Genomic DNA, 12,045 nt, shown 5'->3' with positions numbered 1-12,045 from the left:
CCGCCCGCCGCGCCCGGCCCGCAGGGGTACCCGGCCGCGCCCGCGCCCGCGTGGGGCGCGCCGCAGCACGGCGGCCACCACGGCCACCACGGCCACCACAAGCGGGGCTTCGGGCACATGCTCTTCTCGTCCTGAGGACTGAGAGCCGAGAAACGTCAGAGGGCCGGAGCTCTTCGCTCCGGCCCTCCGCCGATCTGTGTGGACGATACTGGGATTGAACCAGTGACCTCTTCCGTGTCAGGGAAGCGCTCTCCCGCTGAGCTAATCGTCCGCAGGACTGCGTGCGCGATACTGGGATTGAACCAGTGACCTCTTCCGTGTCAGGGAAGCGCTCTCCCGCTGAGCTAATCGCGCAGGTGGATCCGCGAGGATCCCAAGTGGACCCGTGAGGATCCGAGTGGACGATACTGGGATTGAACCAGTGACCTCTTCCGTGTCAGGGAAGCGCTCTCCCGCTGAGCTAATCGTCCGAGGTGGAGACGGGATTTGAACCCGTGTAGACGGCTTTGCAGGCCGTTGCCTCGCCTCTCGGCCACTCCACCAACCGTGAAGGTCGAAACCCCCACTCCGAGCGGACGACGAGATTCGAACTCGCGACCCTCACCTTGGCAAGGTGATGCTCTACCAACTGAGCCACGTCCGCAGGTGTCGTTTGTCCGGGGCGCTTCCGCGTCCCGGCGACGTGTTGAACTCTAGCGGATTCCACGGCCAGCTCAAATTCCGTTTCCGCAGCGTGCTGCCCTGCTCGGGCGCCAGGCGCCCTCCCGAGGCCGCCCTGACCTGGGCACCATAGACTCGCAACCGTGCACGATCTGCCCCCGCTCGCCCGCTTCGGCGGCCTGCTCGCCACCGATCTACGCGATGTGACCAGTGATCCATCGGCCCTGGACACCCAGGGTTTCTGGGCCGTTGTCGCGGACTTCGAGGGCCGTCTGGTCTGTGCACGCTTCGGGGACGTAAGGACCGAGCCCGTGCCGCCCCCCGCGCCCGGTGGCTGGCGCGGCCCCGCGGCCGAGGAGTGGACCTCCTCGCTGGACCGGGCCGCCTACACCGCCGGGGTGCGCGACATCCGGCGGCGCATCGCGGCCGGCGAGGTCTACCAGGCCAATCTCTGCCGGGTGCTGACCGCGCCGCTGCCCGATCCGGCCGGGGCCGATGTGGACGCGCTGACCGCGCTGCTGGCCCTGGGCAACCCCGCCCCGTACGCGGGCACCGTAAGGCTGCCGTCCCACGGGGTGGAGGTCGCCACGGCCTCGCCCGAGCTGTTTCTGCGGCGCTCCGGGCGCACCGTGGAGTCCGGCCCCATCAAGGGCACCGGCCGCGGCCCCGAAGACCTGCTGGAGAAGGACCACGCCGAGAACGTGATGATCGTGGACCTGGTCCGCAACGACCTGGGCCGGGTCTGCGCCACCGGCTCGGTGACCGTCCCGGCCCTGTGCGCGGTCGAACCGCATCCGGGCCTGGTCCACCTCGTCTCCACGGTGCGCGGCGAACTCGCCCCCGGCACCGGCTGGCCGGAACTGCTCGCGGCCACCTTCCCGCCCGGATCGGTCACCGGCGCGCCCAAGTCCAGCGCGCTGCGCGTCATCGAGGAGCTGGAGACCGCGCCCCGCGGCCCGTACTGCGGCGGCATCGGCTGGGTCGACGCCGACCGCGGCACCGGTGAGCTGGCGGTCGGGATACGGACCTTCTGGATCGACCGCGGCCCGGCCGGGGCCGTGCTGCGGTTCGGCACCGGGGCGGGCATCACATGGGGCTCCGACCCGGAGCGCGAATGGGACGAAACGGAACTCAAGGCCGCCCGGCTGCTCGCGGTAGCGTCGGGCGTACAGCAGCCGACGGGAAGGGCGACGCGATGAAACCGGCCATCTGGCTCGATGGATCCCTCTATGACGCGGACAGCGCCAGGGTGTCCGTCTTCGACCATGGGCTCACGGTCGGCGACGGAGTCTTCGAGACCGTCAAGGCCACCGAGGGACGGCCGTTCGCCCTCACCCGCCATCTGCGGCGGCTGGCCCGCTCCGCCGCGGGCCTGGGGCTTCCCGAGCCGGACCTGGACGAGGTGCGGCGGGGCTGCGAGGAGGTGCTGGGGGCCCACCCCGTGTCGTTCGGACGGCTCAGGATCACCTACACCGGCGGGCTCTCGCCGCTCGGCTCCGACCGCGGCACGGCCGGACCCACACTGGTGGTCGCGCTGGCCGAGGCGTCCCGCCGGCCCGACGCCACGGCCGTGATCACCGTCCCCTGGGCACGCAACGAGCGCGGGGCGCTCACCGGCCTGAAGACCACCTCGTACGGCGAGAACGTGGTCGCGCTGGCCCGCGCCCGCGAGCAGGACGCCACCGAGGCCCTCTTCGGCAACACGGTCGGCGCGCTCTGCGAGGGCACCGGCACCAATGTCTTCGTGGTCCTCGACGGCGAGCTGCACACCCCGCCGCTCGCCTCCGGCTGCCTCGCCGGGATCACCCGCGCCCTGGTGCTGGAGTGGGTGGGCGCCAAGGAGACCGATCTGCCGATGGAGGCGCTGAGCCGGGCCGAAGAGGTCTTCCTGACCTCCACGACCCGCGACGTCCAGGGCGTGCACCGGGTGGACACCCGCAACCTGCCCGGCGCCCCCGGCCCGGTCACCGCCGAGGCCCTGCGGATCTTCACCGAGCGGGCCGCCGCGGACATCGACCCCTGACCGGCCGGTAGCGGCGGATCCGCGCGGAAACCGGGTGACTCCGGCCCGGCGGACCGGTAGAACACCTTCGTGACCACCACTCTGCGGCCCATCGCGCCCGAACAGCACACCGAAGGCGGCGGGCGTGCCCGCTCGTACGAGGTATGCGTCAACAGCCGCCCCGTCGGCTCCGTCCAGCTCACCACCGACGCCCGCCTGGGCCCGGCGGCCGGGCGCATCGAGCGGCTCCATATCGACGAGGGCGAGCGGCACCGGGGCCGCGGCACGGTCGCCGCGCTCGCCGCCGAGGAGGTGCTGCGCGGCTGGGGCTGCACCCAGCTCGTGGTGAGCGTCCCCGCGCCGGCCGCGCCCGCCCTCGGGCTCGCGGCCGCGCTCGGCTACCGCGAGCGCGGCCGCAACATGGTCAAGCGGCTCACGGAGCCGCCCGAGCTGCCCGGGGGCAGCGCGATACGCCCCATGACGGAGGCCGAATACCCGGCGTGGCGCGTCCACCAGCGGGCCGGATACATCGCCGACCTGCTGGAGCGCGGAGTCACCCGGCAGCAGGCCGAGACCAAGGCGGACAACGACTACGCGACGCTGCTGCCGCAGGGCCCGGACACCCCCGCGGCCCTGCTGCGCGTCCTCGCCCACGGCGGTACGGACGTGGGCACCCTCTGGGTCGGGCTGCGCGAGGGGGAGCCCGACGCCGCCGAGAGCGGGGAGGCGTATGTCTACGCCGTCGAGATCGCCGAGGAGCACCGGGGCCGCGGACACGGCCGCACCCTGATGCTGGGCGCGGAGCGCGCGAGCCTGGCGCACCGGGCGCGCAGCCTGGGCCTGTATGTCTTCGGCGGCAACACCCCGGCGCTGCGGCTGTACGAGTCGCTGGGCTACGAGCCGACCGAGTACCAGCTCTACAAGTCGCTGCTCTGAGGGCCGGCCTCTTACGGTCCGCTCCAACGGCCTTACGGGGCTCTGCCGAGGGCCTTACGGCCGCTCGGCGATGAGGCGGGCGGCGATCTCCTCGACGCGCTCCCGCAGCCCCTCCTGGCTCTTGCCGCCGTCGAGCCGCTCGCCGCCGATCACATACGTGGGGGTGCCGGTGACCCCGATCGCCTTGCCCTCGGCCTGGTCCGCGTCCACGATCAGGATGTGCCGCCCGTCGACCAGCGCGGTGTCCATCTCCTCGGCGTCCAGCCCCAGTTCCCGGGCCACCTCCACCAGCAGCGGCTCACCGCGGGTGCCCAGCTCTTCGGTGCGCTCCAGGACGGCCTCGACATACGGCCAGCCGCGCCCCTGGGCGATGGCCTCCTCGGCCGCCTGGGCCGCCGCGTGGGCGTGCCGGTGGCGCTCCAGCGGGAAGTGGCGCAGCCGGATGTCCAGGGCGTCCTGGAAGCGGTCGCGCAGTGCGCGCAGATCGCCCAGGGCGGTACGGCAGTCGGGGCACTCCAGCTCGCACCAGACGTCGAGCACGGGGCGAGGGGAGGGGTCGGTGTGGCTCATGGGGCCAGTCTTCCAGCCCCTGGTCCCCGCTCCGTACCCGGAGATGTCCCTGATCCCGGACCTGGGCCATGGCCCCCGCCGCCTTACGGGGTGCAGGATGGACATAACGGAGTGCAAGTCGCGGGAGGAACGATGCTGACCGACACCATTTGTGCCGCGCTGTCCGCGGCCGGTCTGGGCATCGCCGGGCTGACCGCCTACCGCAAGCGGTTCCTGGCCGCGACCCGGATCGCCGCCTACGCCCTGATCCCACTGGGCCTGGCCATGACCGGCATCCTGGACTGGCTGACCGACCTGGTCTTCAAGCCGAGCATCTGGCTGGGCTTCGGCCTGCTGGGCCTCTCCTGGGCGCTGTTCATGATCACGCGGGCGGTCGAGCGCCGCTCCGGCGGCACCCGTAAGGAGCGCAGGGCGGCGGCCGCGGCCGAGCGCGCCGGGGTGTCCGCGAGGGCCTCGGAGCCCGCGCTGGGGTCCGGCCGAGGAGCCGCCGGGACGAAGTCGGCGGAGCGGCCGAAAGCCAAGGGCGGAACGAGCTCTGGCACAGATGACTTCTCCGACATCGAGGCCATACTCAAAAAGCACGGGATCTGACAAGCGACCGATCAAAAAACGATCACCGGTCGCAGGCGGGGTGAGGGCTGGGTCATGATCTCCGCGAGATGCTGCAATCACCGCCCGGGGAGCAATCCCCCATCGAAGGACCCCCTGTTCCGCCGAGCGACGAGACCCGTGGCTGTCTCTTCGCCCTCTCTCAGCCGCCGCTGATGCTGTTCCTGGCGTTCATCGGCACCCTGCTCTTCGTGACCGCCCTTCACGACCTCCACCGGTGGTGAGGCGGCACCCCGCCCATTCCCCCGCCGCCCGGCGGCTCCCTTCCGCCCGGCCGCCGACCGCCGGGCGCGGGCGGTCAGCTCGCCGCCTCGCGGCGCCGGGCCCGGTACGCGGCGACATGCAGCCGGTTCCCGCACGTACGGCTGTCGCAGTAGCGCCGCGAGCGGTTGCGGGACAGGTCCACGAAGGCGTGGCGGCAGTCCGGGGCCTCACAGCGGCGCAGCCGCTCCCGCTCGCCCGCCACCACGATGAACGCCAGCGCCATGCCGCAGTCGGCGGCCAGGTGGTCGGCGAGCGAGGCCCCGGGCGCGAAGTAGTGCACATGCCAGTCGAAGCCGTCGTGGTCGGTGAGCCGGGGCGTGGTGCCGGCCGCGGCGATCATCGCGTTGAGCAGCTCGGCGGAGCGGCGGGTGGCGGCCTCGTTACCGGCCGCCGAGAAGACCTCGGCGAACCGGTCCCGTACGGCCCGGACGGCGGCCAGGTCCCGCTCCCCGAGCGTGCCGATGTCGCTGATGTCATTGCGCTCGACGAACCGGCGCAGCGCGGCGACATCGGCGAGGTCGTCCCGGTCCGCACCCTCGGGCGCGGTGTTCACCAGATCGACGACCGCGTCGAGCGCGCACCGGGTGTCGTGGTTGATCAGCACGATTGGCTCCCTGGCCGGCTGGGTCGGCGGCTGCCCCTGGGCGGCCCTCGATCTGCCCGACTCTAGTCCTGCCGGGCGCCGGGCGGTCACCGCACGGCCCGGGCGGGCACGGGACGGAGCCGTGCGGGCATGCGACGGTGCCGTGCGGGCACGCGACGGTGCCGCCGCCGCGGGGGATGCCGCGGCGACGGCACCGTCGCTTGCCTCTGCCGTTGTCGGGTTGCCATGGTCGGGATGGTCGGTACTGAAAGGTTGCGCATGTCGTGTGGATCGCGCCCAGGCTTGCGCCGTCTCCCCGAGTCGGACGGCCGAGCGCTCAGCTCTCGCCGGGTCTCAGCTCTCCGCCAGGATGTGGGAGAGCTCTGTGTCGAGGTCGAAATGGCGGTGTTCGGTACCGGGTGGCACCGCGGCGTCGGTTCGCTTCAGGAACGACTCCAGGGCCCGCGCCGGGGCTTCGAGCAGTGCCTCCCCCTCCGGGGAGCTCAGGGCGATGCAGACGACTCCCTGGCCGTGGCTGCGGGACGGCCACACACGGACGTCGCCGGTGCCGGTGGGCCGGTGCAGGCCCTCGGCGAGAAGATCGCGGGCAAACACCCATTCGACCGTCTCTTCGGCTCCGGTGTGGAAGGTGGCGTGCACGGCGTAAGGGTCGGCCGTGTCATACCGCAGGCCCGCGGGTACAGGCAGTGAGGATTCGCTCGACACAACGAGGCGCAGGTGCAGCTCGCAGCTGACCGTGGTGTTCATAAGCGCCAGGGCCTTTCGCTCAGTGTGCGCTCGGGGATTCGCACGTCGGCGAAATCGACATGCCACCTACGGTGCCGTTGTAAACCCCTCTGACCGTTTTGCGGCGCTTCCGGTAGCTCTTGCGGCCCAGCTCCGACATGGCTACTACCGCCGTTCCGGTGACTTCAAATGATCAGGTAGGTTGGGTCACATGAATGCGGAGAGTGACGGGCGGCGGGGGGCCGCCGAAACGGCACCCCAGGCCGCGACGGGGGGCGATGAGTCGAAGCGGGAGCCGGTGTGGGGTTCCCGGGCGCCGCGGTTCATCAAGCGGTCGCGTCCGCTCCATCTGAGCTGGCAGGTCGGCGTCTTCATCGTCGGCCTCGGGGTCGTGGTGCTGGGCGTCATTCTGCTGCCCCTGCCCGGTCCGGGGTGGCTGGTGATCTTCGCCGGAATGGCGATCTGGGCGACCGAGTTCGTCTGGGCCCAGTTGGTGCTGGCCTGGACCAAGCGCAAGGTCACCGAGGCGGCGCACCGCGCGCTGGATCCGAAGGTGCGCCGGCGCAATCTCATACTGACCACGATCGCGGTGGTGATCTGTGCCGCGGTGGTGACGGTCTACGTGTGGAAGTTCGGCATCGTGATGCCGTGGAAGATCGAGCAGTGACCGGTCCGGGGTCGTAGGACTGGTCATGAGCACGGTCCGGCATACGCTAATGTTGGCCGTGCGCCAGGGCGATTAGCTCAGTGGGAGAGCGCTTCGTTCACACCGAAGAGGTCACTGGTTCGAACCCAGTATCGCCCACCCTGGACCGAGGGCCCGCAAGGCATCAGCCTTCCGGGCCCTCGGCGTTCTCGCATGTCCGAAGGTGTCCGGCGGCTGTCCGAAGGTGTCCGGTGACGGGAAGCCGTCGATGCCGTCCCGGCACAGGTTGTCGAAGCGCTTCGCCTCAATCCTGATCGATCCTGTCCGAACCGTTGACGTACGCCTCACTGGTCTCCCTAACTTGCCCCGGCAAGCGCTTGCCTAAAACGTTTCAACCACCGTGGGCGGTCGGACGGCCTGCCCGGGGAGGGGCGTGTCATGGATGCTCGGCGATGGACGGCGAGGGCGGGAGGGGTCCGCGCGGCCGCGGCCGTGGTGGCCGCACTGGGGCTGCTGGCCACCGGCTGCGGCGGGGGAGCGGCTCGGGGGCGGCAAGGTCACCATCCGCTACTCCTGGTGGGGCGCCAAGGACCGCGCCGAGCTGACCCAGAAGACGGTGAAGATGTTCGAGAAGAAACATCCGAACATCAAGGTCAAGACGGACTTCTCGGAATACACCGACTTCTGGAGCAAGTTCAACACCCAGGCCGCGGACGGAAACGCCCCCGACGTCTTCCAGAACTCCTACGCCTTCCTGCGCAAATACGGCGACAAGAACCTTCTCCTGGATCTGAATGGTCAGGCCAAGGCCGGAAATCTCAGCCTGAAGGGATTTCGTAACGGGCTGGAGAAGGCCGGGGATATCGACGGCAAGCTTCTCGGAGTGCCGGTCGGGGCCAATACCTTCGCCCTCTTCTGCAACCCGGACGCGTATCGGAAGGCCGGAGTGACCGTCGAGGCCGGATGGACCTGGGACGACTTCTTCACGGCCACCCCCGACGCCGACACCCTCGTCCGGCAGGCCGCCGCCGTACGCACCCCGCCCCAACTGGTCGCGGGCCCGGCCGACATCGCCCGCGCCAAGGTCTTCGGCGGCCTCTTCGCCCCGTCGACCGCTCCACCCCCGCCAGGGCCAGGATCGAGGACCGGCTGGACTTCCTCTTCGACTAGCACAAGGGCCAGGTCGAACAGCGCCGTTGGTACGGCTTCTGGGACTTCGGGGACATCATGCACACCTACGACGGGGGCCGGCGCCAGTGGCGGTACGACGTCGGAGGCCACGCCTGGGACAACTCCGAGCTCTCGCCCGGTCTGTGGCTGTGGCCGGCGTATCTGCGCTCCGGCCGCTCCGACATCTTCCGCTTCGCCGAATCCATGACCCGGCACACCGGCGAGGTCGACGGCTACCACCTCGGCGAATGGGCCGGGCCCGGCACCCGGCACGCGGTCCAGCACTTCGCCGACAGCGCCAAACAGCGGCGCATCTCCACCGCCCTGTACCGCCGCTACTACTACTTCCTCACCGCGGACGAGCGGACCGGCGACCCATCGGCTTCGGCGCCGACTGGAGCGGCCTCGCGGGCGCCTGGCTCACCGAATGGGAGTGGCGCGGCCCGAAGGCGAAGGAGGCCGAGGCGCGGCTGCGCTCCACCATGGAGACCATCGCGGCCCAGCCCAACGGCTTCGTCCAGGGCAGCGGGCTGTACGACCTCGACACCGGTAAGTACGCCATCGAGGACGAGCCCAAGGTCGGCGTCTCCCATCTGTCCGCGGTCTTCGGTCTGGTCGAGGTCTGCGCCGAGGTGATCGAACTCATCGACCTGCCGAGGTTCAAGGAGGCATGGCTGGACTACTGCCGCTACTTCAACGCCACCAAGGCCGAGCAGAAGGCCCGCTACGGCACCGACTTCGGCTCCCTGATCCTGGTCCAGGGCCCCTCACGGCTCGACGCCTACGCCACCACGAGCTGGAAGACGGTCGAGCTCGAAGGCCCGCGGGTGCTGGAGCCCGGCGTCGAGGCGGCCTGGGTGAGCACCAACGCCACCGCCCAGTACGGCCTCGCCGCCATCCAGAACCTCGCGCTCGTCGGCGACAAGCTGCCGGGCTGGCCACGCGGTCACGGTTCCGACGACACTTGAGGGCATGGACTGGTGCCATTACCGCTTCCACAGCCGATGGGACCTCGACGCCGCCCCCGCCGCCGTCTTCGCGGCGCTGGCGAACGGCGACGACTATCCGCGGTGGTGGCCCCAGGTCCGTGAGGTCCGGCGGATCGACGAGCGCAGCGGCGCCGCCCGCTTCCGCTCCCTGGTCCCGTACGACCTGCGGGTGACCGTCAGCGAGGCACGCCAGGACCCGGCGGACGGCGTCCTGGAGATCGGCTTCTCGGGCGATCTGGAGGGATGGGCGCGCTGGACGGTGCTGCCCCATGGGACCGGCACCCGCGCCCTCTTCGAACAGGAGGTGGTGGCCCGCAAGCCGCTGCTGCGCCGCCTCGCGCTGCCCGGCCGTCCGGTCTTCCGGGCCAACCACGCCCTGATGATGCGCTCCGGGCGGCGGGGGCTGCGGGCGCATCTCGCCGTGCGGCCCGCCGGTCCGGCCTCCCCGCCCTCCGGCGGGCATACGGTTTGAACCAAACCCGCCGCGACCTGTATTGTTCAGGTCGTTCCACCGGGGGAGACCCCGACGGGGACAACCCGGGCGATTAGCTCAGTGGGAGAGCGCTTCGTTCACACCGAAGAGGTCACTGGTTCGAACCCAGTATCGCCCACCACCCCATGAGGCCGGGCCGCCAGCAGGCGGCCCGGCCTCATGTATGTGTGCATGTCTGTCCGCACGTCCGTCCGTCGGCAAGGCCGGTCCGTGTGCTTGTACGGCCAAGAGCTGGGTATCCGGATAAAACTTCCGTGGGTGACGATATGGAGGGGAACTCATGGCCGTAGCCAGCGCAGCCGTCCTGTCCCTGGACTGTGCCGAACCCGAAGAGCTCGCCGAGTTCTACGCCCGGGTGCTCGGCGCCGAGATCCAGCCGATGACCACCGCCGACCGGATCGAGATCGTCGCACCCGGCGGGTCGCGGATGGCGTTCCTGCGGGACCACGGCTTCGCCCCGCCGAGCTGGCCGCGGCCGGACGACTCCCAGCAGGCCCATCTGGACCTGCTGGTGGAGGACATCGACGCCGCGGAGCGCCAGGTCATCGACCTGGGTGCCCGCCCGCTGGACACCAAGAACAACGGTGGCCTGCGCGACACCCGGATCTACTCCGACCCGGCGGGCCATCCCTTCTCGCTCCGCCGCGCCTGAGCCCTCTGCTCGCTCCGCCGCGTCTGAGTTCCCCTCTCGCTCCGCCGCACCCGAGCGGCATTCCGCACCCGAGCGGCATTCCGCACCCGAGCGTCAGGCCGCGGCCGCGAGGTCGGGACGCAGCGGCCAGGCCGGATCGCAGACCTCGTCCGAGCCGTTGAGCGCGAACCACGCTTGCAGCCCCCTGGCCTGCGCCGCGTACCAGACCGTCTGGCGGGCGTGCAGCTCGGCGGGTGTGAGCGTCTCCAGCCGGGAGGCGAACCGGCGGCCCACCGCCCGCACCACATGCAGGGAGGCCGCCGCGTCAGCCGCCGCGTCATGCGCGCCGGTCAGCTCCACCCCGTAATGCGCACACAGATCGAGCAGGGTGCGGCGGCCCTTGCGATAGCGGTCCAGATGCTTGTCCAGCACGCGCGGATCCAGCACGCTCATCGAGCGCAGTGAAAGATAGCCCGCCAGGCTGGAGTTGCGATGCCGCTTCAACTCCCGGTCCAGCAGGGTCAGATCGAACGGCGCGTTCATCACCACCAGCGGGGTGCCCCGCGCGGTCTGCTCGGCTATCGCCCGCGCCATCTCATCCATCACCGGCGCCGGCCATCTGCCATGACTTTGCAGATGAGCATCGGTCAGGCCGTGTATCTCGGTGGCGGCCGGCGGCACCGGCACCCCCGGACTCACCAGCCAACGCCGGATCTCCGGCAGACTTCCGCTCCCGCGCTGCACCACCAGCGCCGCCGACACGATCCGGTCATGCTCGACATCGACACCCGTGGTCTCCGTGTCAAAGGCGGCAAGCGGCCCCTCGAACCAGGACGGCATGGCCCCAACTCCTCGTGCTTTTCCCGTCGATGACTCCTGTATCCCGCCCCGACCAGGTGATACCCGGAGCGAGCACCTCGAACCGCCGCTGTTTGCCGAGGTCCTGACGCGGAGACAACACAGGTGTACGTATGCCGGCGACGACCGGAAGGCGTCACGGACATGACGCTCGCGAAACCCGACCCGGCCCCGACGGTGAGCGGCCTTGCCCTGAGCGGATCACCCCCCGTGCGTGGCCAGATCGCGACCACCGCATGCATGGAGACCCTTCAGGTGGGGTATCTGCACGCGGTCGCCGCCGCCGCGGGCTGCTCACTGGCCCAGCCCTTTCCCGACCACGGCATCGACTGGCATGTCAGCCACAGCGCGCCCGGCCACGCCGTGGACGACGAGGTCACCATCAAGGTGCAGCTCAAGGCCACGTACCAGATCGCACCGGACCCTCCGGGCCCGACCTTCGCCTTCACCCTCGACAACGACCATCTGATCAAGCTGGCCCGCAGCCCGGTCTCCGTGCACAAGATCCTCGTGGTGATGATCGTGCCGCGCAGCCAGGAGGACTGGCTGCGAGCCGGGCATGACCGACTGTCCCTGCGCCACTGCTGCTACTGGATCAATCTGGCCGGCCACCCGATCACGGGCCGCCGCCGGACCACCGTGCGGATCCCGACCTCGCGGGTCTTCGACGACCGCGCGCTCTGCGAGATCATGACCCGGGTCGGGGCGGGAGGGAGACCGTGATGGACCGACCGTGGCCCCAGGACGACCCGGCACCCCCGTCCGTCCCGCACCCCGACGAGACCGATCCGGCCGTCCTCGGCGCCCTGCTCGCCCGGCACGGCTGGCGCCGTCGCGGCGGCACCCCGGGGCGCTACGCCCGCTGGACGCCGCCGGGCCGGACCGCG

General features: G+C 70.8%; 13 protein-coding genes, 7 tRNA genes and 3 pseudogenes. 14 read left to right on the top strand and 9 right to left on the bottom strand.

All coding sequences use genetic code 11. The features are described from left to right. Positions 1-135: pseudogene (locus tag KN815_RS51050) on the top strand (zf-TFIIB domain-containing protein); the annotation flags it as partial. 64 nt (positions 136-199) lie between these two features. Here KN815_RS51050 and KN815_RS38090 read toward each other — a convergent pair. From KN815_RS38090 to KN815_RS38070, 5 genes are all read right to left on the bottom strand, one after another. Then, a tRNA-Val gene (locus KN815_RS38090) sits at positions 200-271 on the bottom strand. Between the two features lie 11 nt (positions 272-282). After that, a tRNA-Val gene (locus KN815_RS38085) sits at positions 283-354 on the bottom strand. 44 nt (positions 355-398) lie between these two features. Next, a tRNA-Val gene (locus tag KN815_RS38080) sits at positions 399-470 on the bottom strand. 1 nt (position 471) lies between these two features. After that, positions 472-542 (bottom strand) — tRNA-Cys (locus KN815_RS38075). A gap of 28 nt (positions 543-570) precedes the next feature. Then, a tRNA-Gly gene (locus KN815_RS38070) sits at positions 571-643 on the bottom strand. 160 nt (positions 644-803) lie between these two features. Here KN815_RS38070 and KN815_RS38065 point away from each other — a divergent pair. The 3 genes from KN815_RS38065 to KN815_RS38055 all read left to right on the top strand — a co-directional run bounded on the left by KN815_RS38065 (position 804) and on the right by KN815_RS38055 (position 3,598). After that, positions 804-1,859 carry a chorismate-binding protein gene (locus KN815_RS38065; RefSeq protein ID WP_216346392.1) on the top strand — a complete coding sequence of 352 codons (1,056 nt, stop codon included), beginning with the start codon at positions 804-806 and terminating at the stop codon, positions 1,857-1,859. Further along, positions 1,856-2,683 (top strand): aminotransferase class IV, encoded by an 828-nt coding sequence (locus KN815_RS38060; RefSeq protein ID WP_216346391.1) that lies wholly within the window; start codon positions 1,856-1,858, stop codon positions 2,681-2,683. The genes KN815_RS38065 and KN815_RS38060 overlap by 4 nt, the downstream gene beginning before the upstream one ends. 69 nt (positions 2,684-2,752) lie before the next feature. After that, positions 2,753-3,598 (top strand): GNAT family N-acetyltransferase, encoded by an 846-nt coding sequence (locus KN815_RS38055; RefSeq protein WP_216346390.1) that lies wholly within the window; start codon positions 2,753-2,755, stop codon positions 3,596-3,598. 54 nt (positions 3,599-3,652) lie between these two features. Here KN815_RS38055 and KN815_RS38050 read toward each other — a convergent pair whose 3' ends face one another. Next, complete coding sequence (locus KN815_RS38050) at positions 3,653-4,168, bottom strand: DsbA family protein (RefSeq protein WP_216346389.1); 516 nt, start codon at positions 4,166-4,168, stop codon at positions 3,653-3,655. A 132-nt stretch (positions 4,169-4,300) separates the two neighbouring features. On the opposite strand from KN815_RS38050, the gene KN815_RS38045 reads away from it, so the two are divergent. Further along, complete coding sequence (locus tag KN815_RS38045; protein WP_216346388.1) at positions 4,301-4,759, top strand: hypothetical protein; 459 nt, start codon at positions 4,301-4,303, stop codon at positions 4,757-4,759. A gap of 68 nt (positions 4,760-4,827) precedes the next feature. Next, positions 4,828-5,001, top strand: a complete 174-nt coding sequence (locus tag KN815_RS38040) for a hypothetical protein (protein ID WP_216346387.1) — start codon at positions 4,828-4,830, stop codon at positions 4,999-5,001. A 74-nt stretch (positions 5,002-5,075) separates the two neighbouring features. On the opposite strand, the gene KN815_RS38035 is transcribed toward KN815_RS38040, so the two are convergent. After that, entirely contained in the window at positions 5,076-5,645 is a 570-nt protein-coding gene (locus tag KN815_RS38035; RefSeq protein ID WP_216346386.1) for a CGNR zinc finger domain-containing protein, read from the bottom strand. Between the two features lie 333 nt (positions 5,646-5,978). After that, positions 5,979-6,392, bottom strand: a complete 414-nt coding sequence (locus KN815_RS38030) for an SsgA family sporulation/cell division regulator (RefSeq protein WP_003959770.1) — start codon at positions 6,390-6,392, stop codon at positions 5,979-5,981. Positions 6,393-6,582: 190 nt separating this feature from the next. On the opposite strand from KN815_RS38030, the gene KN815_RS38025 reads away from it, so the two are divergent. The 7 genes and pseudogenes from KN815_RS38025 to KN815_RS37995 all read left to right on the top strand — a co-directional run bounded on the left by KN815_RS38025 (position 6,583) and on the right by KN815_RS37995 (position 10,321). Then, positions 6,583-7,038 (top strand): TIGR02611 family protein, encoded by a 456-nt coding sequence (locus KN815_RS38025; RefSeq protein ID WP_216346385.1) that lies wholly within the window; start codon positions 6,583-6,585, stop codon positions 7,036-7,038. A 66-nt stretch (positions 7,039-7,104) separates the two neighbouring features. Continuing rightward, positions 7,105-7,176, top strand: a tRNA-Val gene (locus KN815_RS38020). A gap of 279 nt (positions 7,177-7,455) precedes the next feature. Beyond that, positions 7,456-8,008, top strand: a pseudogene (locus KN815_RS38015) (ABC transporter substrate-binding protein); the annotation flags it as partial. Then, positions 8,006-9,155, top strand: a pseudogene (locus KN815_RS38010) (exo-rhamnogalacturonan lyase family protein); the annotation flags it as partial. The pseudogenes KN815_RS38015 and KN815_RS38010, both read left to right, overlap by 3 nt. 4 nt (positions 9,156-9,159) lie before the next feature. Then, the gene (locus tag KN815_RS38005) at positions 9,160-9,648 is read left to right on the top strand and encodes an SRPBCC family protein (protein WP_216346384.1); all 489 of its coding nucleotides are present in this window, start codon (positions 9,160-9,162) and stop codon (positions 9,646-9,648) included. 67 nt (positions 9,649-9,715) lie between these two features. Then, positions 9,716-9,790: transfer RNA gene (locus KN815_RS38000), tRNA-Val, on the top strand. A gap of 159 nt (positions 9,791-9,949) precedes the next feature. Then, positions 9,950-10,321, top strand: coding sequence for a VOC family protein (locus KN815_RS37995; protein ID WP_216346383.1), 372 nt, complete (start codon positions 9,950-9,952; stop codon positions 10,319-10,321). Between the two features lie 93 nt (positions 10,322-10,414). Here KN815_RS37995 and KN815_RS37990 read toward each other — a convergent pair whose 3' ends face one another. After that, a complete protein-coding gene (locus KN815_RS37990; protein WP_216346382.1) occupies positions 10,415-11,140 on the bottom strand; it encodes a 3'-5' exonuclease in 726 nt (241 codons plus the stop codon). Between the two features lie 258 nt (positions 11,141-11,398). On the opposite strand from KN815_RS37990, the gene KN815_RS37985 reads away from it, so the two are divergent. Next, the gene (locus KN815_RS37985) at positions 11,399-11,881 is read left to right on the top strand and encodes a DUF4365 domain-containing protein (protein WP_372458587.1); all 483 of its coding nucleotides are present in this window, start codon (positions 11,399-11,401) and stop codon (positions 11,879-11,881) included. Positions 11,882-12,045 lie beyond the last annotated feature (164 nt).

This window comes from Streptomyces niphimycinicus (assembly GCF_018883605.1).
Classification (GTDB): Bacteria; Actinomycetota; Actinomycetes; order Streptomycetales; family Streptomycetaceae; genus Streptomyces; species Streptomyces niphimycinicus.
This window is presented reverse-complemented; position numbering and strand designations above follow the sequence as displayed.